This window comes from Pseudomonas sp. TUM22785 (assembly GCF_028198105.1).
GTDB classification, from domain to species: domain Bacteria; phylum Pseudomonadota; class Gammaproteobacteria; order Pseudomonadales; family Pseudomonadaceae; genus Metapseudomonas; species Metapseudomonas solani.
The window spans coordinates 2,940,681-2,965,881 of the sequence record NZ_CP116239.1 but is presented as its reverse complement, the minus strand read 5'-3'; the positions used below and the strand labels follow the sequence as shown (position 1 = coordinate 2,965,881).

Annotated in this window: 24 protein-coding genes and 1 pseudogene; 13 read left to right on the top strand and 12 right to left on the bottom strand. The window is 64.8% G+C overall.

Annotation, left to right across the window (positions count from 1 at the left end; all coding sequences use genetic code 11):
• The first annotated feature begins 26 nt into the window (after positions 1-26).
• On the top strand, positions 27-551 hold the full coding sequence (locus PI990_RS13780; RefSeq protein ID WP_271660982.1) for an alpha-ketoglutarate-dependent dioxygenase AlkB family protein: 525 nt from the start codon (positions 27-29) through the stop codon (positions 549-551).
• 9 nt (positions 552-560) lie between these two features.
• Here the strand turns inward: PI990_RS13780 and PI990_RS13775 are convergent, their stop codons facing one another.
• From PI990_RS13775 to PI990_RS13765, 3 genes are all read right to left on the bottom strand, one after another.
• Positions 561-1,628, bottom strand: coding sequence for an AI-2E family transporter (locus PI990_RS13775; RefSeq protein ID WP_271660981.1), 1,068 nt, complete (start codon positions 1,626-1,628; stop codon positions 561-563).
• 159 nt (positions 1,629-1,787) lie between these two features.
• Positions 1,788-3,470, bottom strand: coding sequence for a methyl-accepting chemotaxis protein (locus PI990_RS13770; protein ID WP_271660980.1), 1,683 nt, complete (start codon positions 3,468-3,470; stop codon positions 1,788-1,790).
• A gap of 124 nt (positions 3,471-3,594) precedes the next feature.
• Entirely contained in the window at positions 3,595-4,914 is a 1,320-nt protein-coding gene (locus tag PI990_RS13765) for a Na+/H+ antiporter family protein (RefSeq protein WP_271660979.1), read from the bottom strand.
• 240 nt (positions 4,915-5,154) lie between these two features.
• Here PI990_RS13765 and PI990_RS31575 point away from each other — a divergent pair.
• The 3 genes and pseudogenes from PI990_RS31575 to PI990_RS13755 all read left to right on the top strand — a co-directional run.
• A pseudogene (locus tag PI990_RS31575) lies at positions 5,155-6,393 on the top strand (PDC sensor domain-containing protein); the annotation flags it as partial.
• A gap of 150 nt (positions 6,394-6,543) precedes the next feature.
• Entirely contained in the window at positions 6,544-7,299 is a 756-nt protein-coding gene (locus PI990_RS31570; RefSeq protein ID WP_371877153.1) for a methyl-accepting chemotaxis protein, read from the top strand.
• A 139-nt stretch (positions 7,300-7,438) separates the two neighbouring features.
• The gene (locus PI990_RS13755; RefSeq protein ID WP_263402957.1) at positions 7,439-8,035 is read left to right on the top strand and encodes an NADPH-dependent FMN reductase; all 597 of its coding nucleotides are present in this window, start codon (positions 7,439-7,441) and stop codon (positions 8,033-8,035) included.
• A 294-nt stretch (positions 8,036-8,329) separates the two neighbouring features.
• Here the strand turns inward: PI990_RS13755 and PI990_RS13750 are convergent, their stop codons facing one another.
• On the bottom strand, positions 8,330-9,082 hold the full coding sequence (locus tag PI990_RS13750; RefSeq protein WP_271660977.1) for an anti-sigma factor family protein: 753 nt from the start codon (positions 9,080-9,082) through the stop codon (positions 8,330-8,332).
• Complete coding sequence (locus PI990_RS13745; protein WP_021219055.1) at positions 9,079-9,588, bottom strand: sigma-70 family RNA polymerase sigma factor; 510 nt, start codon at positions 9,586-9,588, stop codon at positions 9,079-9,081. Before PI990_RS13745 ends, PI990_RS13750 begins: the two co-directional genes overlap by 4 nt.
• A 139-nt stretch (positions 9,589-9,727) precedes the next feature.
• On the opposite strand from PI990_RS13745, the gene PI990_RS13740 reads away from it, so the two are divergent.
• From PI990_RS13740 to PI990_RS13720, 5 genes are all read left to right on the top strand, one after another.
• Positions 9,728-10,786 carry a catalase family peroxidase gene (locus tag PI990_RS13740; protein ID WP_271660976.1) on the top strand — a complete coding sequence of 353 codons (1,059 nt, stop codon included), beginning with the start codon at positions 9,728-9,730 and terminating at the stop codon, positions 10,784-10,786.
• Positions 10,783-11,328, top strand: a complete 546-nt coding sequence (locus PI990_RS13735; RefSeq protein WP_271660975.1) for a cytochrome b — start codon at positions 10,783-10,785, stop codon at positions 11,326-11,328. Before PI990_RS13740 ends, PI990_RS13735 begins: the two co-directional genes overlap by 4 nt.
• Before the next feature lie 85 nt (positions 11,329-11,413).
• The gene (locus PI990_RS13730) at positions 11,414-11,737 is read left to right on the top strand and encodes a hypothetical protein (RefSeq protein WP_271660974.1); all 324 of its coding nucleotides are present in this window, start codon (positions 11,414-11,416) and stop codon (positions 11,735-11,737) included.
• Positions 11,738-11,840: 103 nt separating this feature from the next.
• The gene (locus PI990_RS13725; RefSeq protein ID WP_271660973.1) at positions 11,841-12,836 is read left to right on the top strand and encodes an alpha/beta fold hydrolase; all 996 of its coding nucleotides are present in this window, start codon (positions 11,841-11,843) and stop codon (positions 12,834-12,836) included.
• A gap of 62 nt (positions 12,837-12,898) precedes the next feature.
• Complete coding sequence (locus tag PI990_RS13720; RefSeq protein ID WP_271660972.1) at positions 12,899-13,228, top strand: DUF5629 family protein; 330 nt, start codon at positions 12,899-12,901, stop codon at positions 13,226-13,228.
• A gap of 4 nt (positions 13,229-13,232) precedes the next feature.
• Here the strand turns inward: PI990_RS13720 and PI990_RS13715 are convergent, their stop codons facing one another.
• A complete protein-coding gene (locus tag PI990_RS13715) occupies positions 13,233-13,835 on the bottom strand; it encodes a helix-turn-helix domain-containing protein (protein ID WP_271660971.1) in 603 nt (200 codons plus the stop codon).
• Positions 13,836-13,900: 65 nt separating this feature from the next.
• On the opposite strand from PI990_RS13715, the gene rhtA reads away from it, so the two are divergent.
• Together rhtA and epsC are read left to right on the top strand one after the other, a co-directional pair.
• Positions 13,901-14,788 (top strand): threonine/homoserine exporter RhtA, encoded by an 888-nt coding sequence (rhtA, locus tag PI990_RS13710; RefSeq protein WP_184490293.1) that lies wholly within the window; start codon positions 13,901-13,903, stop codon positions 14,786-14,788.
• A 79-nt stretch (positions 14,789-14,867) separates the two neighbouring features.
• Positions 14,868-15,809, top strand: a complete 942-nt coding sequence (gene epsC / locus PI990_RS13705) for a serine O-acetyltransferase EpsC (RefSeq protein ID WP_271660970.1) — start codon at positions 14,868-14,870, stop codon at positions 15,807-15,809.
• A 47-nt stretch (positions 15,810-15,856) separates the two neighbouring features.
• On the opposite strand, the gene PI990_RS13700 is transcribed toward epsC, so the two are convergent.
• Positions 15,857-16,375 (bottom strand): DUF3592 domain-containing protein, encoded by a 519-nt coding sequence (locus tag PI990_RS13700; protein WP_021219064.1) that lies wholly within the window; start codon positions 16,373-16,375, stop codon positions 15,857-15,859.
• 357 nt (positions 16,376-16,732) lie between these two features.
• On the opposite strand from PI990_RS13700, the gene PI990_RS13695 reads away from it, so the two are divergent.
• Positions 16,733-18,349 (top strand): sensor domain-containing diguanylate cyclase, encoded by a 1,617-nt coding sequence (locus tag PI990_RS13695; RefSeq protein WP_271660969.1) that lies wholly within the window; start codon positions 16,733-16,735, stop codon positions 18,347-18,349.
• A 57-nt stretch (positions 18,350-18,406) separates the two neighbouring features.
• Here PI990_RS13695 and PI990_RS13690 read toward each other — a convergent pair whose 3' ends face one another.
• Genes PI990_RS13690 through PI990_RS13680 form a run of 3 tightly spaced genes read right to left on the bottom strand, consistent with a single transcriptional unit; the run spans position 18,407 to position 20,126 of the window.
• Positions 18,407-19,069, bottom strand: coding sequence for a DUF799 domain-containing protein (locus tag PI990_RS13690; RefSeq protein WP_021219066.1), 663 nt, complete (start codon positions 19,067-19,069; stop codon positions 18,407-18,409).
• Positions 19,066-19,419 (bottom strand): DUF4810 domain-containing protein, encoded by a 354-nt coding sequence (locus PI990_RS13685; RefSeq protein ID WP_043241757.1) that lies wholly within the window; start codon positions 19,417-19,419, stop codon positions 19,066-19,068. Before PI990_RS13685 ends, PI990_RS13690 begins: the two co-directional genes overlap by 4 nt.
• Before the next feature lie 23 nt (positions 19,420-19,442).
• Positions 19,443-20,126 (bottom strand): CsgG/HfaB family protein, encoded by a 684-nt coding sequence (locus PI990_RS13680; protein ID WP_021219068.1) that lies wholly within the window; start codon positions 20,124-20,126, stop codon positions 19,443-19,445.
• Between the two features lie 608 nt (positions 20,127-20,734).
• Between PI990_RS13680 and PI990_RS13675 the strand changes: the two genes are divergently transcribed.
• Entirely contained in the window at positions 20,735-21,568 is an 834-nt protein-coding gene (locus PI990_RS13675; protein ID WP_271660968.1) for a hypothetical protein, read from the top strand.
• 122 nt (positions 21,569-21,690) lie between these two features.
• On the opposite strand, the gene PI990_RS13670 is transcribed toward PI990_RS13675, so the two are convergent.
• Both PI990_RS13670 and PI990_RS13665 read right to left on the bottom strand, forming a co-directional pair.
• Entirely contained in the window at positions 21,691-22,128 is a 438-nt protein-coding gene (locus PI990_RS13670; protein WP_271660967.1) for a GNAT family N-acetyltransferase, read from the bottom strand.
• 642 nt (positions 22,129-22,770) lie between these two features.
• Positions 22,771-23,517: a hypothetical protein gene (locus tag PI990_RS13665; RefSeq protein ID WP_271660966.1), complete on the bottom strand. Its 747-nt coding sequence runs from the start codon at positions 23,515-23,517 to the stop codon at positions 22,771-22,773.
• Positions 23,518-25,201: the final 1,684 nt, after the last annotated feature.

Sequence of the window (25,201 nt, the reverse complement as noted above, 5' to 3'; positions counted from 1 at the left end):
TCCTCCCTCCAGCAAGGATGCCGCCCATGCACGACACACCCGACCTGTTGTTCGACCCGCACTTCCTCGATGCCCCGGACGCGCTCTTCCAGCAACTGATGGCCAGCGTCGAGTGGGATACACGGATGCGCGCCCGGCGCACCGCCAGCTACGGCGTGGCCTACAACTACTCGCAGATCGACTACCCCGCCACCCCGCTGCCGGACGTCCTCCAACCCCTGTGCGAGCGGCTGCACCAGCGCCTGGGTTTCCGGCCCAACAACTGCCTGCTCAACCTCTATGGCGACGGTCAGTCCTCCATGGGCTTCCATTCCGACGACTGCACCGGGCTGGCAGCGGACACCGGCGTCGCCATCCTCTCCCTGGGCAGCACCCGCCCCATCCATTTCCGCAACAAGGCCGACAGGCGCCATGAAGTCACCTGGGAGCTGGTACCGGGTTCGCTGCTGTACATGGACCAGGCCGTCCAGGCCCACTGGCTGCACGCCATTCCCCGGGTGGAAGCGGCCGGCCCGCGCATCAGCCTGACCTTTCGCCAGATCCTCAGCTGAGGGCCGCCCTCAAGGCAGCCTGACCTGCTTGCGGGTGCTGGTGAACAGGTCCCAGCTGGCCATGAACAGCGCCGCGATCAGCGGGCCGATGACGAAGCCATTCAGGCCGAACAGCGAGAGCCCGCCCAGGGTGGAGAGCAGCACCAGGTAGTCCGGCATGCGCGTGTCCTTGCCCACCAGGATCGGGCGCAGCACGTTGTCCACCATGCCGATCACCAGCACGCCGAATACCGCCAGCACCACGCCCTGCCAGGTGTTGCCGGACAGCAGCAGGTAGGCGGCCACCGGTGCCCAGATGATCCCCGAGCCCACCGCCGGCAGCAGCGAGAGAAACGCCATCAGCACGCCCCAGAGCAACGCGCTGGGGATGTCCAGCACCCAGAAGATCAGCCCGCCCAGGGTGCCCTGGATGGCCGCCACCACCACGTTGCCCTTCACCGTGGCCCGCACCACCCGGGTGAACTTGATCTGCAGGCGGCGCTTGTGGTGGTCGGCCAGGGGCACCGCCATGCGGATGCCACGGACGATGTCCAGGCCGTCCCGCAGGAAGAAGAACAGCAGGTAGAGCATGAGGAAGAAACCGATCACCACCTGGAAGGTGTCCTGGCCGATGGAGAAGGCCTGGGTGGCGATGAACTGGCTGCCCTGCATGGCACCGCTGACGATGCGGTCACGCAGGCCATCGAAATCATTGAGACCGAAACGGTCGAGCTGATGTTGGAGAACCGCCGGCAGCACCTCGCGCACCCGCGCCACGTAGACACCGACATCCAGCTCGCCCGAATCCAGTCGCTGGTAGATATCGGCGCCCTGCTGCACCAGCAGCGCAGCAATGCAGAACACCGGCAGGATCGCCACCAGCAGGCAGACGCTCAAGGTGATCAGCGCCGACAGGTTGCCGCGCCCGCCGATCCGCAGCGCCAGCCGCCGTTGCAGCGGGCTGAACACCACCGCCAGCACCACCGCCCAGAACACCGCCCCATAGAACGGCAGCAGTATCCAGCCGAAGGCCAGGGTCACCAGCACCAGCAACAGGATCAGCGTGCGGACTTCCAGGGGGTAGCGGGATTCGGACATGGACCGGACACCATCAGGGAGGGTTCCTGATTAGTCCGCAGCGAGGCGGGGAAAGTGCGAAGACTTTGCGGGGTGGCGCGTAGCCCGGGCTTCAGCCCGGGGAAACGGAGCACGAGGAGCGAATCTCCACTGGATTCGCCCCCGTGAATCACTACCGGATCAGATGCGGAACTGACGCACCAGCGCCCCCAGGCGCTCACCGAGAGCGGCCAGGCTGCGGGCGGTCTGCGCGCCCTGCTGGGTTTCGTCGGCGACGCTGTCAACGGCGACGGCGATCTGGTGCACGCTGCGGTTGATCTCCTCGGCCACGGCGGTCTGCTCCTCGGCGGCGCTGGCGATCTGCGCGTTCATGGCATTGATGGTGCCGATCAGCTGGGCGATAGCATCCAGCGAGGAGCCGGCCTGGTTGGCCTGCTCGCTGGTGATCTCGCCGGCGTCGCTGGAGCGGCGCATGGAGGTCACCGCCTCCTGGGTGCCCTGCTGCAGGCGATCGATCATGCCCTGGATTTCCTGGGTGCTCTGCTGGGTACGGCTGGCCAGCGCGCGCACCTCGTCGGCGACCACGGCGAAACCCCGGCCCGCCTCACCGGCACGGGCAGCCTCGATGGCGGCGTTGAGCGCCAGCAGGTTGGTCTGCTCGGCGATGGAGCGGATCACCCCCAGTACGCTGACGATGGATTGCACGTCCTGCTGCAGGCTGTCGAGGGACACGCCGCTCTCGCGGATATCACCCACCAGCGCGTGGATGCGGATGATGCTGCCGTCCACCACCTTCTTCGCCGCCTGGCCTTCCTGGTCGGTCTGCTGGGCGGCTTCGGCGGCGCCCTGGGCGCTCTTCGCCACTTCATGGGCGGCGGCGGACATCTCGTTGATCGCGGTGGCCACCTGGTCGGTCTCGTGGCGCTGACGCTCCATGGCCTGCTCGGAGCGATGGGCCTGGGCGGATACCTCGCCCACCAGGCGGGTGAGCTGCCCGGTCATGTCGACGATCTGGCGCACCAGGCCGTGGATCTTCTCGACGAAACGGTTGAAGGAGCCGGCCAGTTCGCCCAGTTCGTCATGGCTGTCGGCCGGCAAACGGCGCGTCAGGTCGCCTTCACCGGCGGCGATGTCGTCCAGGTTGGCCTTGATCTGCTGCAGGGGACGCAGGAAGGCGTTGCTCAGCGCGGTGCCAATGATGCCGAACACCACCAGCAGGATCGCGGCGATCACCGCGATGCTGGTGAGGATGGTGCTGATGCGTGCATCGATCGCCTCCTGCACCACCGCCACCTGGGCCTCCACGCCATCGAGGTTCACCGCAGTGCCGAGCGCCATGTCCCACTTGGGCAGGTAGTAGGTGTAGCCGAGCTTGGGCACCTGCACGCTCTCGTTGCCCGGTAGGGGCGAGCTGTAGAACACGTAGTGGCTGTCGTCCTTGGCGACCCGGACCAGCTCGTCGTTGACAGGCACGCCGTTGACGTCCTTGCGGCCCGAGAAGCTCTTGCCCACGTCAACCGGGCTGTCGCCGCGGAACAGGCGGATCACCTGCGAATCGTAGGCGAAGAAGTAGCTGTCCTTGCCGTACTTGATCTTCTTGAGAATCTCGATGGCCTTGTCGCGGGTGGCCATGTCGTTGGCCGGGGACCCGTCATAGAGGGTCTGGACCGAGCCCAGGGCGATCTGCATGTAGTGCTGCAGCTCCTGGCGGCTCTCCTGGATCAGCCGTTCGCGGGTTTCCTTGACCTCGCCTTCGGCCAGGTCAAGCAGCACCTTGGCGGCGGCTCCGCTGAGTACGAGGGCGAAGAGGATCACCGGCGCGAGCGCCAGCAGCAAGACCTTGGTTTTGAGTGTCAGGCGCATATTTCCATTCCTTGAAGGGAGGCAGGCCGGGAAAACGAAACGGGATCGACCGCTTATCGGCAGCCCCGTGAATAGCTGTAGCACCCGGCCGACACCGACGTTCGGCCGGATGGCACGGGGGCTGTCAGAGAAGCATGGCTGCCGCCCAGCCGAATGCCAGTAGCGGCAGGTTGTAATGCAGGAAGGTGGGCACCACCGTGTCCCAGATGTGATCGTGTTGGCCATCGACGTTGAGCCCAGAGGTCGGCCCCAGGGTCGAGTCCGAGGCGGGCGAGCCGGCATCGCCCAGCGCCCCGGCGGTGCCAACGATGGACACGATGGCCAGCGGGCTGAAGCCAAGCTGCACGCCCAGCGGCACGAAGATCGCCGCGATGATCGGCACCGTGGAGAAGGACGAACCGATGCCCATGGTCACCAGCAAGCCCACCAGCAGCATCAGCAGCGCGCCCATGGCCTTGCTGTTGCCGATCAGCGCAGCGGAGGCCTCCACCAGGCTGGAAACCTGGCCGGTGGCGCGCATTACCTCGGCGAAGCCGGCGGCGGCGATCATGATGAAGCCGATCATGGCCATCATCTTCATGCCCTGGGTGAACAGGTCGTCGACCTCTTTCCAGCGCACCACGCCCGACAGCGAAAATACCAGGAAGCCCACCAGGGCGCCGACGATCATCGAGTCCAGCCACAGCTGCACCACGAAGGCGACCAGGATGGCCACGCCGGCCACCGCCAGGCTGCGCGGATCGTACTTCGCCTCCACCTGCTCGGCCTGGGCGATCAGCGTCAGGCCATAGACGCGCTTGCGGCGATAACTGAACAGCACCGCGATGAGCAGGCCGGAAACCATGCCCAGCGCCGGTATCAGCATCGCCTCGGTGACGTTCACACCGGTAACGTCGACGCCACTTTTCACCACATTCGCCAGCAGGATCTCGTTGAGGAAGATGTTGCCGAACCCCACCGGCAGGAACATGTAGGGGGTGATCAGGCCAAAGGTGATCACGCAGGCCACCAGGCGGCGGTCGATCTGCAGGCGCGTCAGCACGTACAAGAGCGGCGGCACCAGCAGCGGGATGAAGGCGATGTGGATGGGCAGGATGTTCTGCGAGGAGATGGCCACGCACAGCAACAGGGCGATGAGGACCCATTTCAGCGCAGCGCCTTCCTGTGCACCACCCCGGCCGACACGGCCGATGATGCCGTCCGCCAGTGCATGGGCCAGCCCGGAACGCGCGATGGCCACGGCAAAAGCCCCCAGCAGCGCATAGGACAGGGCGACGGTCGCGCCACCACCGAGGCCTTTGTTGAAGGCATCCAGCGTGCCCTGCACACCCAGGCCGCCGAGCAGGCCGCCCGCCAGGGCGCCGATCACCAGGGCCATCACCACGTGCACCCGGCACAGGCTCAGCACCAGCATGATGGCGACAGCTACAATCACTGCATTCATCCGCTTCTCTCCCGCCTTGCGGTGTCCCGCAAAAAAAGCCGCGTACTCTGCCGAATGAGCGGGCGGGTGTCAAAAGAAACGCCGTGCGAAATACTGGACGCCCTGTGCATAATATTTGCATCCAAATTCGCCGCTCCCATGCATTCCGTGTGGAAGCCGCATCGCCATGGCAGGTGAATCAAGTTTTCCCCTGCCGAGCCGATAGCGGCTTGCAGTCCGACGAGATAGAAGGAAAGACCCATGCCGTTCAGTCGCCTGTCCATTCAGTGGAAAATCACCCTGCTCGCCGGCCTCTGCCTGCTGGCCATCGTGACCCTCCTGGTCGGTGCCTCGCTCTACCAGTCCAAACGCAGTGCCGAGCTGGTGAAGTCCGCCAGTTCGCAGATGCTCGACTACAGTGCGCGCCAGCGCATGCAGGCCCGCGGCGAGTTGCAGGCGCTGCGCATCCAGCGCTACTTCATGGACACCTACCAGTACGGCAAGGGCTTCTCGCGCCAGGTGCTGTTCCTCAAGGACCAGGCCGAGAAACGCTTCCTCGACGCCTTCGACCTGCGCGAGGACATGACCCGCCAGGTGAAGACCAGCCTCGAGGCCAACCCCAATCTGCTCGGCCTCTACCTGGTGTTCGAGCCTAACGCCCTGGACGGCAAGGACGAGTTGTTCATCGACCAGGCCGAGCTGGGCAGCAACGACAAGGGCCGCTTCTCCCTCTACTGGTCGCAATCCACCCCCGGCAAGCTGGAGTCGGAATCCATGACCGAGGAGCTGCTCGGCGACAGCAGCCCCATGGCCAACGGCATGCCCTACAACACCTGGTACACCTGCCCGCTGAAGACCCGTGACTCCTGCGTGCTGGAGCCCTACTACGACGACGTCGGTGGCAAGAAGGTGCTGATGACCAGCATCGCCTTCCCCCTGGAACTGAACGGCAAGGTGGTCGGCGTCATGGGCCTGGACATCAGCCTGGACAACCTCCAGCAGCTCAGCGTCGACGGCAGCAAGGACCTCTACGACGGCCAGGGCCAGGTCAGCATCATCAGCCCCATCGGCCTGCTCGCCGGCCACAGTCGCGACGCCTCGCAGCTCAGCCTCAAGCTGGACAAGGCCTTCGGCGCCGACGCCGGCGAGATCGCCTCGGTGGTCAGCGCCGGCAAGCCCGCCGAGATCGACCGCGAAGGCATTCTCCGCGTCATGCAGCCGTTCAAGCCGATCCCCACCAGCGCCGCCTGGAGTGTGCTCCTGGAAGTGCCGGACAAGGTCCTGCTGGGCCCGGCGCTGAAGCTCGAAGCGCAGCTCGATGAGCAAAGCGCCGCCAGCAGCCTGACCGCCACCCTGATCGGCCTCGCCGCCGCCGTGGTCGGCCTGCTGCTGATGTGGCTCACCGCCCTGGGCGTGACCCGGCCGATCCTCGGGGTCGCCGCCATGCTGAAGAACATCGCCAGTGGCGAAGGCGACCTCACCCGTCGCCTGGAGTACGCCCGCCAGGACGAACTGGGCGAGCTGGCCGGCTGGTTCAACCGCTTCCTCGACAAGCTGCAACCGGTCATCGCCGACGTGAAGCGCTCGGTACAGGACGCCCGCAGCACCGCCGACCAATCCGCCGCCATCGCCAGCCAGACCAGCGCCGGCATGCAGCAGCAGTACCGCGAAGTGGACCAGGTCGCCACCGCCTCCCACGAGATGAGCGCCACCGCCCAGGACGTCGCCCGCAGCGCCGCCCAGGCCGCCGAAGCCGCGCGCGGTGCCGACCACGCCACCCGCGAGGGCCTGGGCGTGATCGGCAAGACCACCAGCGCCATCGAGCAGTTGGCCAGCGAAATGAGCGCCGCCATGGAAGAAGTCCAGGGCCTGGCCAGCAGCAGCGAGCAGATCGGTTCGGTGCTGGAGGTGATTCGCGCCATCGCCGAGCAGACCAATCTGCTGGCCCTCAACGCCGCCATCGAAGCGGCCCGTGCCGGTGAGGCCGGGCGTGGCTTCGCCGTGGTCGCCGACGAGGTGCGCAACCTCGCCAAGCGCACCCAGGATTCGGTGGAGGAAATCCGCCAGGTGATCGAAGGCCTGCAGCACGGCACCCGCGAGGTGGTCGGCTCCATGCACAGCAGCCATCGCCAGGCCCAGGGCAGCGTCGAGCAGGTGGAACACGCGGTCGCCGCCCTGCAACGCATCGGCGATGCCGTGGCGGTGATCACCGACATGAACCTGCAGATCGCCAGCGCCGCCGAGGAACAGAGCGCAGTGGCCGAGGAGATCAACCGCAACGTCGCCGCCATCCGCGACGTCACCGAGTCCCTCTCCGGCCAGGCCCAGGAATCCGCCCAGGTCAGCCAGGCGCTGAACAGGCTGGCCAACCACCAGCAAGGGTTGATGGACCAGTTCCGCGTCTGACGCCCTGCCAGGGGCCGCGTTCGCGGCGCCTGGCACGCACCGCCCCTGTCACCATTTGCCCGCCGCGCTGACGCGCCGGTGCTTGTCCGCCGCTGCGCTGCCAGCTAGCCTGCGCCATCCCTCAGAAAGGAAACCCGAGATGCTCAACTACGCCATCGTCGCCGGCTCCAGCCGTGCCAACAGCCAGTCCGGCAAGGTCGCCCGCTTCATCCGCCAACGCCTGGTGGAGCTGCAACTGGCCAACGAAGCCCACACCAGCGTCATCGACCTGGGCGCCCAGCCGCTGCCCCTGTGGCCGGCCGAAGACACCGGCCCCTGGGCCGACTTCCAGCAGCAACTGAAGGCCGCCGACGCGGTGATCGTCATCGCCCCCGAGTGGAACGGCATGGCCTGCCCGGCGATCAAGAACTTCTTCATCTACGCCAGCAAGGCCGAACTGGCCCACAAGCCGGGCCTGCTGGTGGGCATCTCCTCCGGCATCGGCGGCGGCTACCCGATCAGCGAGCTGCGCGCCTCCAGCTACAAGAACTGCCGCCTTTGCTACCTGCCCGAGCACCTGATCGTGCGCGGCGTGGAGAAGGTGCTCAACGGCGCCGAAGTGGTCGGCGAAGACGACCAGCGCATCCGCGCGCGCATGGACTACGACCTGGACATCCTGGCCAAGTACGCCACCGCGCTGAAGCCCGTTCGCGAAACCATCGACATGAGCATCCCGGCCTTCGCCAACGGCATGTAATGCCCCGCCCCGCGCCGCCTGGCGCGGGGGTCCCCATACCCGCGTCCCCCGCACATCCGCACACCTGTAGGGTGGATGACGCTCTTTTCATCCACCAGGCGATCTTGCAGCCAGCACCGCAACCCACCTCGTGGGAGCGAATTCATTCGCGATGGAATACCCGGCCACGCGCAACCCTGTGCCTGCGGAAAGTCTTTCGCGGCTGAAGCCACTCCCACGGGGAGAGCCCGCCGCGAGACCGGACATGGCTGTGTTGGGCCTCGCTGCGCTCGGCGCCAACCTACGGTGTCCGGCTTACAACGAGAACGCCCGCTGCACCACTTCGCCGCGAGGGTCGTCGCTGGGCGCGACGAGGGCGTAGTTGTAGCCACCGCGTGACCAGTAGCGCGCTTCCAGCTCGCCATCACGGCGGTTGCCGGCGGGCATCTCGGCATAGAGCGAACCCGGCGAGCGCAGGTACACGCTGATGCGCTGCCCGCCCACATCCTCGAACAACAGAAGCGCCGCAGCGCCCTGCTCGTTGGTCAGTAGGCGCGCGCCCACCGGGTGGAAGCCATAGGGGGCGAGATCGGGAATGCGCGAGGCGTGGTTGAAGCGCTGGTCCAGCCAGGCCTGCAGTTGCCCCGGTTCGCGAGCGGCGATGTCGACCACCCCGGCGTGGCCGGTGGCGAACAGGCGGTGGGCTTCCAGGGCGTCCTGCATCGGTGGGTTCTCCGCCAGCAACGAACGGTCGCGGGCCTGCCAGCCGCCCAGGCCGCCGAAGCCCAGGGCCAGCACCAGCGCCGCGGCCGTGGCCAGGCGCTGGCGGCGACGCGCACGCAGGGAGCGGCGGATCGCCAGCGGGTCCAGCTGCGGGTTGGTGGTGCGCAGCTCCAGGTTGGCCAGGCCCGCGCGCAACTGCTGCATGTCGCGGCGCCAGGCGTCGACCCGCGCCGCCTGGTCGGGGTTGGCCGCCAGCCAGGCCTCCACCTGGGCCCGCTGCGCGGCATCCAGTTGGCCATCGAGGTAGGCGTGCAGATCGTTCTCGCTGGGTTCGAAGCGGTTCATTTGAGTATCCGTAACGGGGGATTTGCGATTTCGCCCTCGGCCAGCTCGCGCAGCGCCTTGCGCGCCCGGGACAGGCGGGACATCACGGTGCCGATGGGCACGTCCAGGGCCACGGCGGCCTCCTTGTAGCTCAGGCCCTCGACGCTCACCAGCACCAGCAGCGCGCGCTGCTCGGCGGGCAGCCGGGCGAAGGCCTCCAGCGTGGATTGCGCCATTACCAGCTCCTCGGTGGAGGCCGTCTCGGCCGGTGCCGCACCGAAGAACTCGAGGATGCGTGCATAACGCCGGGCACGCCGCTGCCCATCGAGAAACTTGCGGTAGAGGATCGCGAACAGCCAGGCACGCAGGCTGCCATCGGTGCGCGGCCCGGCGCGACCATCCAGGGCGCGCTCCAGGGTCGCCTGCACCAGGTCGTCAGCACTGGCGGGGTTGCGCGTCAGCCACAGGGCGAAGCGGCGCAGGCGCTGCAGCAGCTCGCGAAGTTCGTCGTCATCGATGTCGTGCATGGGGTCGTGCGGTGCTCGTCGTGGTTCCAGTGCAAGGAAGACGCTCAGGCAGCAACTTTATTCCAGGGGCCGGGAATAAATCTGCAACTGGTTCGTCCCACGGGCTCGACGACATGATCGCAAGCCCATGGAGCTGCCAATGAGCCGACCCCCGCTTTCCCCTTCCCAGACCCTGGGCCGCCTGGCGCTGATAGGCCTCGGCCTGGCCGTGCTGGCCGGCACCTTCGCCTATGCCGGCGGCTGGATAGGGCCCGACCGGCTGACGCCGCAACGCATCATCGACACCTTCGAGGCCAACGCCGGCAGCTACCCCGGTTACCGCAAGAACCACGCGAAGGGCCTCTGCGTCAGCGGCCAGTTCCTCAGCAACGGCGCCGCCGCCGGGCTGTCCCGGGCCGAGGTGTTCGCCACCGGCGAGGTGCCGGTGATCGGCCGCCTGGCCATCGGCGGCAGCAACCCCTATGCGCCCGACGCCAGCGTGCCGGTGCGCAGCCTGGCACTGCAGCTGCGCAGCGCCAGCGGCCAGGAATGGCGCACCGGCATGAACACGCCGCCGGTGCTGCCGGTGTCCACCATCGAAGGCTTCTTCGAGCAGGTGCTGGCCTCCAAGCCCGACCCGGCCACCGGCAAGCCGGACCCGGCGCGCCTGCAGGCCTTCTTCGCCGCCCACCCGGAAAGCGCCGCCTTCCGCCAATGGGCCAAGGACAACAAGGCCTCCAACAGCTTCGCCAACGCCACCTACAACAGCATCAACGCCTTCCGCCTGGTGGATGGCGATGGCAAGGGCCGCTACGTGCGCTGGGCCATGGAGCCGGAGACGCCCTACCAGCCGCTGGGCAGCGAGGCGGACGACAAGGACTTCCTCGCCCACGACCTGCTCCAGCGCCTGCAGCAGGGCCCGTTGCGCTGGCACCTGGTGCTGACCCTGGCCGAAGCCGGCGACCCCAGCGACGACCCATCCAGCCCCTGGCCCGCCACGCGCCAGCGCATCGACGCCGGCACCCTGGTACTCGACCAGGCCCAGCCCGAGGACCAGGGCGCCTGCCGCGACCTCAACTTCGACCCGCTGATCCTCCCCGACGGCATCGAGCCCTCTGCCGACCCAATCCTCGCCGCGCGCTCGGCGGCCTACGCCGTGTCCTTCAACCGCCGCACCCGCGAAGGTGCTCCCAGCGCCCCCATAGGAGCCCACCCATGAGCCGCCACATCCAAGGGTTCAGCCCCCTCGCCCGCCTGCTGCACTGGTCCATGGCGCTGCTCATCCTCGCCATGCTGTTCATAGGCGTCGGCATGGTGGTCACCCTGTCCACCCGCCACACCTGGCTGGTGGAATTGCACAAGCCGCTGGGCATCGTCCTGCTGGCCCTGGTGCTGCTGCGCATCGCCGTGCGCCTGCGTCGCCCGCCACCCGCGCTGCCCGCTGACCTGCCAGGCTGGCAGCACAGGCTCGCCCACCTCTCGCACCTGCTGCTCTATGCACTGATGCTGGCGATGCCGATGGTGGGCTGGGCGATGCTCGCGGCCGGCGGCTACCCGGTGGTGCTGCTGGGCTGGCTGCAACTGCCGGCGATCGCCCCCCATGACGCCGCGCTTTATGCCGTGCTGCGCCAGGCCCACCACTGGCTGGGCTACCTGCTGTTCGCCACCGTGCTGCTGCACCTGGGCGCGGCGCTGTTCCACGGGCTGATCCGCCGCGACGGCGTGCTCGCCAGCATGGTCACCGGCAACAGCGAACGCTGACGGAAGCCCGCGCGCAGGGCCAGTCACCACAACAAACGGCCAGGCGCGCGGTCTACGCTGCTGACACCCACTGCGGAGAAGCCCCTTGAAGACTCGCCATTGCCTGCTCGCCACCCTGCTGTTCTGCGCCGCCAGCGCCCAGGCCTCGACGCCCGAAGCCTGGCAGGAGCAGGACAAACGCATGCTCGCCGCCTGCACCAAACTCAGCGGGCTGAAAGAAGTGAAGGCCGCCGGCCAGGCGGTGCTCTTCGACGACCGTCTAGGCATCACCGCCCTGGCCCTCAGCGGCCGCTACCCCCAGGCGCACATGAAAAACCGCGCCGGCCGCGAGCTGTGCCTGTACCAGCGCAAGAGCGGCAAGGCCTTCATCAGCGAGGCCGACAACCTGATCGAAGCCCGCAAGCTCTGACCGAAAAGAACGGTTACAGCGCGGCGCCGGTTTTTCCTGTCGCCGCGCGCCGTTGTCTGGCAAAACCCTTGCCCATCCCCACCCGGAACCAAGGAGCCCGACCATGCGCACCGCCTGCGCCGCACTCTTGCTGAGCCTCGCCCTCCCCGCCCTGGCCGCCGAGCCGCCCGCCTACGGCCCCGAGCTGGAAGGCTTCGACTACCCGCACCCGGTCAAGCGCTTCGCCTTCGACTCCCAGGGCGAGAAACTGCAGATGGCCTACATGGACGTCCAGCCGAGCACGCCCAACGGCCACACCCTGGTGCTGCTGCACGGCAAGAACTTCTGCGGCGCCACCTGGGAGGGCAGCATCCAGGCGCTGACTCAGGCCGGCTACCGCGTGGTGGTGCCGGACCAGGTGGGCTTCTGCAAATCCAGCAAGCCACAGCGCTACCAGTTCAGCTTCCAGCAGTTGGCGGCCAACACCCACGCCCTGCTGGCGAGCCTGAAGCTGGAGAAGGTCACGCTGATGGGCCATTCCATGGGCGGCATGCTCGCCAGCCGCTACGCGCTGCAGTACCCGCAGCAGGTGGAGCAGCTGGTGCTGGTGAATCCCATCGGCCTGGAGGACTGGAAGGCCAAGGGCGTGCCCTGGCGCAGCATCGACGCGTGGTACCAGCGCGAGCTGAAGACCAGCAGCGAGGCCATCCGCAATTACCAGAAGAGCACCTACTACGCGGGCCAATGGCGGCCGGAGTTCGACAAGTGGGTGGAAATGCAGGCCGGCATGTACCGCGGCAAGGGGCGCGAGGCGGTGGCCTGGGACTCGGCGCTGACCTACGACATGATCTACACCCAGCCGGTGGTGCACGAGTTCGACAAACTGCAGATGCCGGTGCTGCTGCTCATCGGCCAGACCGACAACACCGCACCGGGCAAGGACGCCGCGCCCGAAGCGTTGCGCGGCCAGTTGGGCAACTACAAGGTGCTCGGCCAGCAGGCCGCCGAACGCATCCCCGACGCCCGCCTGGTGGCCTTCGCCGACCTCGGCCACTCGCCGCAGATCCAGGCGCCGGAGGTGTTCCACAAGGCGCTGCTGGAAGGCCTGAAGGCCCGCTGAGTTCGCACCCGGGCCGGCGCTGCACTATCATCGCCGGCCATTCACCCCGGGAGCCCCAGCCCATGAGCAACGAAACCACCCTTCTCGACCGCCTGGCCAACAGCGACATGCTGGAAATCGACGGCCTGCACGCCTGGCAGTTCGAGCTCGACGCCGGCGCCCTGCTGATCGAATGCGTCGACGGCCGCACCCAGCGCCGCTGGAACTTCAGCGCCGAGCAGGTGCAGGCAGCTCAGTTCGACGCAGCCCAGGGCACCTGGATCCTCCATGACGACCAGGGCGTTCACAGCCTGGTGTGCATGGAAGCCTTCAGCGGCAGCAACGACGACGAAGACGAGGGCGAAGAAGAAGCGGGCGACGCCGCCAACGACGACGGCATCGACCGCGCCTGAAGCCTCAGCTCACCACGTTGCGGATATAGCGCACCGCGACTTCGCCACGGTTGGCGTAGCCATAGGGCTGGCTGCTGGCGAAGACGTGGAAGTCCCCCGCGCCAATGCGCACCTCGCCTTCCGGCAGCTCCAGGGTCAGCTCGCCTTCGGTGACGTAGACCATCTCCCGCCAGCCTTCGGCATCGGCCTCCGACACATAGCGTTCACCCGGTTCCAGCGACCAGGCCCAGAGTTCGACTTCGCGCCGCGCCGGCGCACTGGCCAGCAGGGTGGCGCGGCTGCGCGGGTCTTTGCCGACCCAGGCCACCGCCTCGATGCGCGAACGGTCGGGTCGGCTCGGCGTCTGCACCAGGTCGGGAAACAGCACGCCCAACGCCTCGGCGATGCGATCCAGAGTGGCCAGGCTGACGTTCACATCGCCCCCCTCGATGCCGACGATCATCCGCCGGCTCACACCTGAAGCCGTGGCCAGGGCGTCCTGGCTCAGGCCAAGCGCCTTGCGCAGCCGCCGCACGTTGTCGGAGACGTGTTCGAGTACGTTGGGTCTGTCCATGGAGGGAATCATAGAGTTGGGCAATATATTGCTCACACGCTGTTTTTTGCGCATTATGTTGCACACAACGAACCAGAACAAGCTTCGCCCCCCCCGTAACTGCCTGATCCGGACCCTCCATGAACGCCCGCAACCTCGCTTCGACGCTGCTGCCCGTCGGCATCCTGATAGTCGCCATGATCTCGGTGCAGAGCGGCGCCTCCCTGGCCAAGAGCCTGTTCCCGGTCATAGGCGCCCAGGGCACCACCACCCTGCGCCTGATCCTCGCCGCCATCTTCCTGTTGCTGGTGCTGCGGCCCTGGCGCACCCGCATCAACACCGGCGCCCTGGGCACCGTGCTGCTCTACGGCCTCGCCCTGGGCTTCATGAACCTGCTGTTCTACATGTCCCTGCGCACCGTGCCCCTGGGCATCGCCGTGGCCCTGGAATTCACCGGCCCGCTGGCGGTGGCGGTGTTCTCCTCGCGCCGGGCGCTGGACTTTCTCTGGATCGCCCTCGCGGTGGTCGGCCTGCTGCTGCTCCTGCCCATCGGCGAAAGCGCCGCCCATCTCGACCTGGTGGGCGCCGCCTACGCCCTGGGTGCCGGGGTCTGCTGGGCGCTGTACATCATCTTCGGCCAGCGCGCCGGTGCCGATCACGGCATGCAGAGTGCCAGCCTCGGCGTCCTGGTCGCGGCGCTGGTCATCTCGCCCTTCGGCATCGCCCATGCCGGCACCGACCTGCTCAACCTCAGCCTGCTGCCCGTCGCCCTGGGCGTGGCGCTGCTCTCCACCGCCATCCCCTACACCCTGGAGATGTACGCCCTGACGCGCATGCCCGCGCGCACCTTCGGCACCCTGATGAGCATCGAGCCGGCCCTGGGCGCGCTTTCCGGGCTGCTGTTCCTCGGCGAGCGCCTGTCGCTGCTGCAATGGCTGGCCATCGGCGCGATCATCCTCGCCTCGGTGGGCACCACCGCCAGCATGAAGAGCCGCAAGGAAGCCGAAGGGCTGATCCCCGCCGATTGATCGCGCTGCGAATCTGCTTGCCGAGAAGCGCACTCCTGCGCAAGGCTATCGCCAGCCTTGCGCATCAACAGGACCCTCCATGAACAAGTTCACTTCCGGCCCCAGCGGCTGCCCCCCGGTCAACTGGCAGCTGGAGCAGATCGTCACCGAACTGCGCGCCGCCCGCGCCGAATGGCGCAGCCGCAATGGCCGCACCCAGGATCGCGGCGGCCGTGAGCTGCCCTCACGTACTGCAGTCGGCCAGATCATCGAAGCCATCAGCGGCGCGCTCTTCCCCATGCGCCTCGGCCCCACCGACCTGCGCGAAGAGAGCGAAGACTTCTACGTCGGCCACACCCTGGACACGGCGCTCAATGCCCTGGTCATCGAAGTGCGCCGCGAACTCGGCTACGCCGCCCGCAACGGCAGCGCCGAAGACGGCGACAGCGAATGCCAGGCGATCCGCGTGGTGAAAGGCTTCGCCGCCGCCCTGCCGGAGCTGCGCGTGCTGCTGGATACCGACGTGCTGGCCGCCTACCAGGGCGACCCGGCGGCGCGCAGCGTCGACGAAGTGCTGCTCTGCTACCCGGGCGTGCATGCGGTGATCCACCACCGCCTGGCCCATTACTTCTACCGCAACGGCCTGCCGCTGCTGGCGCGCATCATCGCCGAGATCGCCCACTCGGCCACCGGCATCGACATCCACCCCGGCGCCACCATCGGCCGAAGCTTCTTCATCGACCACGGCACGGGCGTGGTGATCGGCGAGACGGCGATCATCGGCGAGCGCGTGCGCATCTACCAGGCAGTGACCCTGGGCGCCAAGCGCTTCCCCTCGGACGACTCGGGCAACCTGCAGAAGGGCCAGCCGCGCCACCCCATCGTCGAAGACGACGTGGTGATCTACGCCGGTGCCACCATCCTCGGCCGCATCACCATCGGCAAGGGCTCGGTCATCGGCGGCAACGTCTGGCTGACCCGCAGCGTGCCGGCGGACAGCAACATCACCCAGGCCACCCTGCAGAACGACTGCGGCGCCTGAGCCCCGCACGCACAAAAAAGAACCCCGCGCTTGCGGGGTTCTTCGTATCAGGCCGATGTTTCCCTGGGGACGAACAGCCGGCGCGTCAGCATCAGGTGGAGGATGAAGGCCAGCAGCGCGGCCAGGGGGACGGCGGTCAGCGCGCGGGTGATGCTGGAGCCGAAATCGGCCTGGCTCTGCAGCACGTCGAGGCGGCCGAAGTGCGACGGCTCGGCATTGGCGTAGCCCACCTTCACCGAGGCGCCCTCATGCAAGTAGGGCTCGGCATTGGACGCAGAGGTCTCGAAGGTGCCGTCGTAGGGTTTGCCGGCCACCTCGAAGCTGTAATGGAAGTGGTAGGTCTCGCTGGTACGGCCGCGGCGATGGTGTTCTTCGGTCACACTGTCCAGGCTCACCGGCGCCAGCACCTCGGAGTGGTCCTTGAGGATGGCGTTGGCATTGAAGTAGTTGAGGATCGCAGTGACGATGAGAAAGCCGGCGCCGATCACGGCGGCGAGGCTGAGCAGGATCATCGACACCTTGCTCAGGGTGCGATGGGTTTCAGGCGAGGTCTTGAAGCTGATCATGGTGTCCCTTCCGGTTGGTTGCAGTGCCCTGTCGCCCCCGGGCGGCGGCAGGCAGCTCCACGAACACCTGCGGGCCCACCCGGGGTCACCATGGAAAACCCAGCACGGCACCGAAAAGGCGTGAAAAACGCACGCCGCCCGGTGCACGGGCCAACCCTTCCATGGCAAGTTAATAGCACTAAGCTAGCATCCAGAGGCGAGGGAACCACTTGATTGGCGTCACATCCTGTTACATTCATTGCAAAGCCGATGACAGGTTGTCGTGCGGCAGAGACGAGACTGCCTCCAACGGACCAGGGACGGGACCATGAGCCTCCACGTCGTCCAGCGTAGCCAGCCGTTTCTCGAGGTATTGATGTGAGCACCACGGCCAACCGATTCTCTTCCCTGCTGCACCTCGTGCGCCTGCACTTCGGCGTCAGCGCTGCCGTGCTGATCGAGCCCGACGGCCCGCTCGCCTGCGATGGCATCGACCAGCAGCGAGCCGCTCGCACGCTGGTTTCCGGCACTCCCCAACCGATCGCCCGCTGCCCCATCGCCGATGGCGGCGGCGAGCTGCTGCTGTTCGATGACCAGCCCCGCGAGGTGGACCAGCAGGCGCTGGCCGAATTCGCCAGCCTGGCGAGCGAATTGTTCACCCGCCGCCGCGAAGTGCTGGGCATGCGGGAGTGGCTGCGGGTGCTGCGGGAAAAGGAACAGCGCCTGGCCCTGGCCGTGGCCGGCAGCGGCACCGGCATCTGGGACCGCGACGTGGTCAACGGGCTGATCCACTACTCGCCCGGCTGGAAATCGCTGCTGGGCTATGCCGACGATGAAATCGGCACCCGCATCGAGGACGCCTACGTCCGCGTACACGCCGACGACCTCGAATACGTCCGGCGTACCATGCTCGACCACTTCGAATCGCGCAGCGATCAGTACAAGGTGGAGCATCGCCTGCGCCACAAGGACGGCCACTTCATCTGGGTAAGCAGCCGCGGCCGTGTGGTCGAGCGCGATGACCAGGGCCGCCCGCTGCGGATGATCGGCACCACCACCGACATCACCGAAATGAAGCGCATGGGCGAGCGCCTGGAGCAGAACCTCGAACTGCTGACGGAACTGACCAACGAGATCCCCGGCATGGTCTTCCAGTACATGGGGCGCCCTGACGGCAGCGGCAGCTACCGCTACATCAGCGCCGGCAGCCTGGACGTCTACGGGCTGTCCCCCGAACAGCTGAAGCTGCCCAACGGGCGCGAACGCATCCTGGCGCTGGTCCACCCGGACGACCTGCCCGCCTACCAGAACTCACTGGAAACCTCCGCCCTGGCCCTCACCCCCTGGCAGATGGAATACCGCGTACAGATCCCCGGCCGCCCCACCGGCTGGCGCCAGGGCAATGCCCACCCCAAGCGCCTGGCTGACGGCAGCGTGCTCTGGCACGGCTTCATCACCGACATCACCGAACAGAAGCGCATCGAGGTCGAACTGCAGGCCCTGGCCACCACCGACTTTCTCACCCAGTTGCCCAACCGCCGCCATTTCATGGCGCGCCTCGAAGAGGAGCTGGCCCGGCTGCAACGCGCGCCGGGGCGTGGCGCGGTGCTGCTGATGTGCGACCTGGACCACTTCAAGGTGATCAACGACCGTTGGGGCCACGGCGTCGGCGATGACGCCCTGCGCCACTTCGCCGCCCTCCTCGCCGGGCAGATGCGCCGTGTCGACCTGGCCGGCCGCATGGGCGGGGAAGAGTTCGCCGTGCTGCTCAATGAGGCGGACCACGCCAGCGCCCTGGTCTTCGCCCAGCGCCTGCAGCAGCAGATGCTGGAAACCCCGCTGCGGCATCAGGGCGAAGTCATCCCCCTGACGGTCAGCATCGGCATCACCACCCTCGATGCCGGCGACGCCAACGCCGAAGCTGCACTTTCACGCAGCGACCTGGCGCTCTATCGGGCCAAGGCGGAAGGACGCAACAGGATCGAGATGCACTGACGCTGCCACCCGGCAGCCAAGCGGGCCGGCGCACCCTTGCGATGCGCCGGCTACCGGTCAGTCGGTGCCGTACTTCGGCGAACGCGGACCGTAGAGCAGGCCACCGTTGTAGCCGGTGGAGAGCAGGCGCGCGCTGGTGATCCCGGCGATGGGATAGGACGCATCCTCCATGGAGCTGTTGATGATCTGCTTCACCGCAGCCGTCACCAGCATGCCCACCAGGCCGCCACCGTTATTGTTGTTGCCTTCCTCGCTGGAGGCGCTCGCCGAGCCGGTCCACAGGGTGGTGCCGCTTTTCAGGTCGACCAGCTTGGCGCTGGCGGTAACGATGGATGCACTGCTGATCAGCATGTACTGGGTGCCGTACTCGCTCACCGTGACATAGAGCGCAGCATCGGCGCCGTAGACCTCGCGCAGCTTGGCCGTCGGCAGCTGGTGGATGTCACCGGGGCTGGTCAGGCCGTTCTGGCGGAAGGTTTCGTCCACCAGCGCCACCGGCACCACGTAGTAACCGGCTTCGGCGAGCGGGTAGGTCACCTGGGACAGCATGCTGTAGGTGGCCTTCACGTCGGGCGACTCGTTCAGCGGCGGCAGCACCAGGATCGAGCGCGGGCGCGCTTCCTTGTAGGCCGAGTAATCGACGCTGCGGGTCGGCGCGCAGCCGCTGACCAGGGCCGCCAGCGCGGCGCAGGCCAGCAGGCGGGAGAGTAGACGGGTCATTGGGCGCCTCCCTTGGCGTTCTTCATGAGGAAGTCCATGTACGAAGCGGATTCGGGGAACAGCGCCTTCTCGGTCTCGAAGGAACGCATCATCTCGTCATCCTTGCCCAGGCTGGAGTACAGCAGGCCGAGCTGGGCGTGATAGCCCGGCGGCACCGCGCCGTTCTTGGCCCGGATCTTCTGCAGGTCGGCTTCCAGCGCCTCCACCTGCGCCTCCTTGGATTCGCCCTTGAAGTACTGGTTGACCTGGGTCTGGTAACCCTCCCACTGGTACAGCGTCTTGGGGCCGCTGCAACCGGCCAGCGCCAGGCTGCCCAACAGCGCGGCCGCGCATGCGATTGTCCTGCTCATGTTCATGTCCTGACGTCCCTGTTTCAGTTCTGCGGCTTCCAGGCGCCGCTCTCCACCGCATTCACCAGCTTGTTCACCGCCTCGCGCATGGCCAGGTCGAGCACCTTGCCGTTGAGGGTGGAGTCGTAGCTGGCGGTGCCGCCGAAGCCGATGACTTCGCGGTTGGACAGCGCGTACTCGCCGGCGCCCTGGGTCGAATAGACGACCTCGGAGGTGGAGATGTTGACGATGTTCAGGGCCACCTTGGCGTAGGCGATCTGGGTCTTGCCGCGACCGAGGATGCCGAACAGCTGGTGGTCGCCCACTTCCTTGCGGCCGAACTCGGTGACGTCGCCTGTGACCACGAAATCGGCACCCTTGAGGCGCTGGGCCTGGCCCTTGATCGCGGCTTCCTGCTGGATCTCGCTCATGTTGTCGCGGTCCAGCACGTTGAAGCGGTTGGTCTGCTGCAGGTGGGTGATGAGGATGGTCTTGGCCTGGCCGCCGAGACGGTCGACGCCGTCGGAGAAGATGCCGCGCATGTAGCTGGAGCGGTTATCGAACTTGCCGACCGCGATCGGCGCGCGCACGCCACTGTAGGGACGGTTGACGCTTTCGACCTGCTGCACGGCGACGGCGGTGGAGGTTTCGGTGGCGCAGCCCGACAGGCCGGCCAACGCCACCGTAGCCAGGATCGGCAGCAAAGCGGTTCTCGAAACGATGCTCATGGGGTTCTCCTTGAACGAGCGGAAGGTGCCGGCGACGGCCGCCCGGTGGGCAGCGGTGCATCGGCGGAGGTGATGGGCGAAGCGATAAGACTGGAGACGCCCTGCGGGGACGATTCCCCACATGCATCCCCCGGAAAATCTGCCGAATGTGATTGCGTCGGCGAAATACCATGCAGCGCACGGCAGCGCACCTGATGGCAGGCCCTATGCAATGCGTGATCGGCAAGGGGGCGGAACGAGCGGGCCAGAGGAAACCCGGCCGGGCTGAGGGGTGAAGACAACATCCAATGTCCTGCGACTACGGCTCCATGGATCTTGCTCCCCAGCAGCGCGCCGACGCCGCACGCGGGCGGCCGTCCGGGCCTGGGGAACAGACTGGCGCGGAGGATACTGGCCTTTCGCCGTAAATCCGACGATCGGCCGACCAGCGGACGTATCGGCTGGACCTGCTGATACCCCCGTCACACACCCACGCCAGCGCGGCTGGCGCCCCCACTGCAACCAGGGCGGAAGCCGCGCGCGACGCGACCTGAGGCAATTTGCCGCGAGGCTGGCAGGCCCAAGCCTGCATAGATTCAATCCAGATGATTAGCCTTGGAGCCCTGCATATGGATAGCGAAAGCGGCACACTCGACCGTGACTACCAGCGGATTCACCGGGAGGCAACGGCACTGGCCGGCACCCTTACCGACCTCGGCCAGCGCGCCTCGGTCTACCACCACCTCTACGAAGATTCCGGCGGGCGCAATGTGTTCCCGCTGATCGCCGCCCACGGCGCGCTCTGGGGCGCCGGCTACTTCGCCCTGGGCATGCGCGTGGGCACCCTGCTCTCGGCGCAATTCCTCTTCACTCCCGCACTCCGTCACCACAAGCTGCGCCAGCTACACGCCTTCGCCGACGCCTTCCGCGAGATCAACCGGCGGGTCTGCGTCGAGGCCTATACGGCCTATCACCTCAGCCGGCTGCATGGTCAGGCTGCCGGCATCGAGCACTACCTGCAGCCACGCCTGCTGGCCGCGCTCAACCGCTGCCACCAGGCCCAGGCGCTGGGCGAGCCACTGCCGCAACCGGTGCGGCGCGAGCTGTTCGAAGCGTTCTTCCTCTGGGAACAGGCCGTCATAGTCGGGCCCGCCGTCGAGCAGGCGCTGGCGGCACTGGACTGGTCGCTGATCCGCCAGGTGGCGCTGCGCCCCCGCATCGAGTTCGCCTACTTCGCCAGCAGCCGCGATATGAAATTCAGCGACTTCGCCAATACCCGAGAGCGCATCGAAAAAGGTATGCGTGCCTACGAGCTGGCCGAGCAGGCCGGGCTGGATCGGGTGGAAGATGCCCTGGGCCGCTACGGCGTACTGCCACAGGCCTTCTTCCATGACTCGCTCGCCCATTTCCGCGCCCTGCGCCAGCGCCTGAACCTGCCCGAGGCACTGCCCGCGGCCGGTTGAGCCGCCAGGTGCATCCGCGCAGGCGCCTGGCGCGGGGCCGTCAGAGGGTGTGAAGGAAAAATGCCTGGCCATGAAAAGCCCCGGCACGGGCCGGGGCTGCGGGTGTAACGCCAGCCCATGGTTCAGGCGGGATAGAGGTGGACGATGCGCTTGCCGTTGTGCAGGTCATGGATCTTGTAGCCCTGCAGCACGCTCTCCCAGAACGAAGCCGCGATATCGCTCTCGATCTCCAGAACCAGCTCATCCTTGCCCCGCTTCTTCAGCAGGTCGATGATCTGGGCCACCGCGCGCCTGCCCACCCCCTTGCCGCGAGCGGACGCTGCAACGAACAGCCGGAATATCTCGAAAAAGCCCGAGTTGCCGGCAGAAGCGCCTCGGATCACCGCAAAGCCGACGTAGTCGCCCCCAAGCGCCACCAGGTAGCACTCCTCGTCCAGCGCCGCGGACAACTCCCCGCTCATCACCTGCCTGAAACTGCTGTAACCATCCAGCTCGAGCAGCTTCTCCGCAGCCTGGATACCCGGAGCGCCCGCCAGGTGAATGGAAACCCGATCCGACATGAAAAACTCCTTTCCGTGGTTGATTTCGGGCGCATCCTAGCGACTGGAAACCCGCCGCAATTGATCCGGCGCATGGATCGCCGCACTCTTCATCCCCCTGCCATTCGTGTTCGTGACGGGGTTGGCAACGCTGCTGAGCTAGCCGGTACATCGAGCGCAGCGCAGAGCGCACAGGTCGTCTCTTCCGGCCGGATAACCGTCTTTCCTGATAAACTCCCGCGCCTGTCTCGCAGGGCCTCAAACTGGGCCAGACAGACACTGCCTCGTCTGAGCGCTTCCGTTTCCCTGCATCGCCGTGCCAGTGAGTCGAATCGCCACTTGCTGCCGGCCCCAAACCGCCCCCTATCAGCTGTACGAAAAATGCTCAACGAATCCACCGCAACCCCAGCAACTACGCGCCCTGCGCTGTCCCGCCGTTTCTCCGTTGCGCCGATGATGGATTGGACAGATTGCCGATGAAAGCCCAATAGAATCGAACGTTCTAGCTCCAACACCTTCACGCTTGTAGCAAATTTGTGGCAATGGTCTTGAGTTGATCGACGGACTGGCAGTCAGCTTTCGGCCAGAAGCGGCCTGTCGCCTGCGTCAGCTTTAACAGCCTGTCGAGCAAATGCATGGGGTGTCTACGAAATCAGGGGCGATTCACTCTTCAGCGGCCAAACCAGCCATGAATGACTCTAAATCCCTATTGAATTCTGATTGAGAAAAATGAGCAGCCTCATCATTTCTCATGAGCTTGCTACTAAGGCCTGCCAGCTTCGTGTTCAAGGCCATTTTCTTATCCAGTAACTCCTGAACCTGATCTAGGCAGGATATTTTCTGTTTATACTGCCTACTAAGCTCGACGAATTTCCAGTATTTTCCTTTAGCAATATTTGTTTTCCTTTGCCCTATGTGTAGGACTGACTTCTCGCCATACATACTCAGGCTTAGGTAGAAGATAATTTGCTTTTTAAATACTTCGTGAAAATTTTCACACGTTATATGAATATCACTTCCATCAATAAATTTTTTAATGAACGGGAAACTCTCCCGATTCTCAGGCCTGAAAAACATAGAGCGTATTAGCAATGGATTCTGGAGGATGGATATCTCTTCAAACTCCAAAAAGTAGTCATAAACCTCGCACATGAGAGTATTTATCTGATCACTCATACCCGCCAGATCTTTTTCACCTCTCTCAATTTCATCCTTGAGGCTCTGTGAAGGCTTGCTGATATCAGATTTCCTCCGCGATAAACCGTGCGCATAGCTGGCCAAAAAATCAGATAACGACTCACTTCCAGACTCGGACAAAGATTTAGCAATCGCTAACATTTCATCGGCTGCGCCCTTAAATTCACAGTTACCTATCTTTAGGTTTACTGACGCCAACTGTTCCTGGTTCATATTGTTCTTCCTTGTTCATACATTCATGGGATTCTGGTTTATATAGCAGATTGCCGACTGAGCTGTCCAGTTGAACCGCAGGAAAGGATCCTCCGTATACCGGCAGTTGCAGACGAAGCTCCTAGCTTGTATCAAGGGCATGTACATCTGAAAACTGAAGAAGGTCAAGCTGACAGCGGAGATACCAACCTGAATAGTTCTTGAGTGTCTACTTCTGACCCGTAAGGCCCCGGACTAGACCGGCAGCTTCTGGCCGATTCTGTTGAAAAAGGCGGCTTATGAGAGAGCTGCTTATCGGCAGCTCAAAAAACGCTCGATTTCGGCGCTGCTTCGTAAAAACCAAGGCAGCTCTGTCTTCTGAGCGCACCAGATTTCAACGTTGCTCACGCTCTTTCATGAGTAAAAATCGCGACGGGCCTTTTTCAAAAGAATCGGCCGACACCAGTCCGTTACAACCCGCGACTCCCGGCCAAAAGCAGCCCATCAAAAGTGCCTACAAAACTAGGGGCTACTCATCTGGCCTCTAATCGAGGCTAATTAACTAGCCTTGAAGAGCGGCTGCCGCATAGATTTAGATGACTATAACTTAGTCCGGGAATTGTAGCTGGTCTGGATTTTTGAGTTTGATTATGTACCGAACTGCCTTAACTATCCGTTCCTCAGAGCTTCGACTGCAAAACAAGCCGAACAAGGTTTCACTTGGTTGCTGTTGCCACTCACTTGGCGGGGTTGAGGCATAAACATTAATGCATGCTCCGTTGGCGCATTGATAAACCGAGCCAGGGTGAAACTCTCCCGGAATTTCAAAATCTAGAATATTAAATTCGTAGTAGGTTCGTAATGAGCCATGTGCTCTATAAACCCGAAAATTGCTATCAGCATGCTCTACTTTGGATACGTAAGAGCACTCTGAGAGGTGGTCTTCAATATATTGATAGGTTTCCTCTTCGGTGGGTTCTTTAGCGAGCGATGTACCACAAAAAAATAATGTCAAAGCACTAGCGGTCACTTTGGTACACAGTTCCAGATTCCACATTTATTTACTCTCCCACTATTGCTGGAAGGCAATCCGTAGTTTTTTAGTTCGGTGGATGGTGAGGGCGGCGGTAGCCTTGCAGCGTTGCGTATGCTTCTATTTTCCAGGCAATTATTTATTTCGATACCTGATGCGCGAAAGCAAGCGGAGTCGGTGTTTCCGTTTAGTTTGCAAGTATCGAATATTCTGGTTCCCGCATCAGAGCATAGTCTGTCATCCTCGACTGTCGTATCTCCGCTGCATTTCTCCCAAGCTAAAGTGAGGAGCACGATTGAAAAAAGCATCAAATTCTTTTTGCTCATTTTCTTGATGTCCCATGAAGGTAAGCCTTTATAGCTATAGCTATAGCTCGGCGAAACGATATCCAGAACAAATCTCCTTGGTACGGGAGGAGATCAGCAAAGCCTAGCCTAGAGCTGAACAATGGTTACCTGATCTCAGACGCAAAATCCCGAAGCACTTTGGATACGGGCGCAGCCTTCAGGCTTACTGCGACGCTCGGGTGAAGCGTTGGCTTACTTCATGGCCTTACGCGCTCGACCAGGAGTTGTTGCAGCGTATGTTCATTGGACATTTGTTATCCCTCGGTTCTGCCTCTGTGGGCCTTGTTCGGTTGTCATCCCAAGCAGCCCTGTCGCCAAGGCTGCT

Coding starts and splice junctions, on each gene's coding strand:
- PI990_RS13780 (WP_271660982.1), top strand. CDS start 27: ATGCACGACACACCCGACCTGTTGTTCGACCCGCACTTCCTCGATGCC.
- PI990_RS13775 (WP_271660981.1), bottom strand. CDS start 1,628: ATGTCCGAATCCCGCTACCCCCTGGAAGTCCGCACGCTGATCCTGTTG.
- PI990_RS13770 (WP_271660980.1), bottom strand. CDS start 3,470: ATGCGCCTGACACTCAAAACCAAGGTCTTGCTGCTGGCGCTCGCGCCG.
- PI990_RS13765 (WP_271660979.1), bottom strand. CDS start 4,914: ATGAATGCAGTGATTGTAGCTGTCGCCATCATGCTGGTGCTGAGCCTG.
- PI990_RS31570 (WP_371877153.1), top strand. CDS start 6,544: ATGCAGCAGCAGTACCGCGAAGTGGACCAGGTCGCCACCGCCTCCCAC.
- PI990_RS13755 (WP_263402957.1), top strand. CDS start 7,439: ATGCTCAACTACGCCATCGTCGCCGGCTCCAGCCGTGCCAACAGCCAG.
- PI990_RS13750 (WP_271660977.1), bottom strand. CDS start 9,082: ATGAACCGCTTCGAACCCAGCGAGAACGATCTGCACGCCTACCTCGAT.
- PI990_RS13745 (WP_021219055.1), bottom strand. CDS start 9,588: ATGCACGACATCGATGACGACGAACTTCGCGAGCTGCTGCAGCGCCTG.
- PI990_RS13740 (WP_271660976.1), top strand. CDS start 9,728: ATGAGCCGACCCCCGCTTTCCCCTTCCCAGACCCTGGGCCGCCTGGCG.
- PI990_RS13735 (WP_271660975.1), top strand. CDS start 10,783: ATGAGCCGCCACATCCAAGGGTTCAGCCCCCTCGCCCGCCTGCTGCAC.
- PI990_RS13725 (WP_271660973.1), top strand. CDS start 11,841: ATGCGCACCGCCTGCGCCGCACTCTTGCTGAGCCTCGCCCTCCCCGCC.
- PI990_RS13720 (WP_271660972.1), top strand. CDS start 12,899: ATGAGCAACGAAACCACCCTTCTCGACCGCCTGGCCAACAGCGACATG.
- PI990_RS13715 (WP_271660971.1), bottom strand. CDS start 13,835: ATGCGCAAAAAACAGCGTGTGAGCAATATATTGCCCAACTCTATGATT.
- rhtA (WP_184490293.1), top strand. CDS start 13,901: ATGAACGCCCGCAACCTCGCTTCGACGCTGCTGCCCGTCGGCATCCTG.
- epsC (WP_271660970.1), top strand. CDS start 14,868: ATGAACAAGTTCACTTCCGGCCCCAGCGGCTGCCCCCCGGTCAACTGG.
- PI990_RS13700 (WP_021219064.1), bottom strand. CDS start 16,375: ATGATCAGCTTCAAGACCTCGCCTGAAACCCATCGCACCCTGAGCAAG.
- PI990_RS13690 (WP_021219066.1), bottom strand. CDS start 19,069: ATGACCCGTCTACTCTCCCGCCTGCTGGCCTGCGCCGCGCTGGCGGCC.
- PI990_RS13685 (WP_043241757.1), bottom strand. CDS start 19,419: ATGAGCAGGACAATCGCATGCGCGGCCGCGCTGTTGGGCAGCCTGGCG.
- PI990_RS13680 (WP_021219068.1), bottom strand. CDS start 20,126: ATGAGCATCGTTTCGAGAACCGCTTTGCTGCCGATCCTGGCTACGGTG.
- PI990_RS13675 (WP_271660968.1), top strand. CDS start 20,735: ATGGATAGCGAAAGCGGCACACTCGACCGTGACTACCAGCGGATTCAC.
- PI990_RS13670 (WP_271660967.1), bottom strand. CDS start 22,128: ATGTCGGATCGGGTTTCCATTCACCTGGCGGGCGCTCCGGGTATCCAG.
- PI990_RS13665 (WP_271660966.1), bottom strand. CDS start 23,517: ATGAACCAGGAACAGTTGGCGTCAGTAAACCTAAAGATAGGTAACTGT.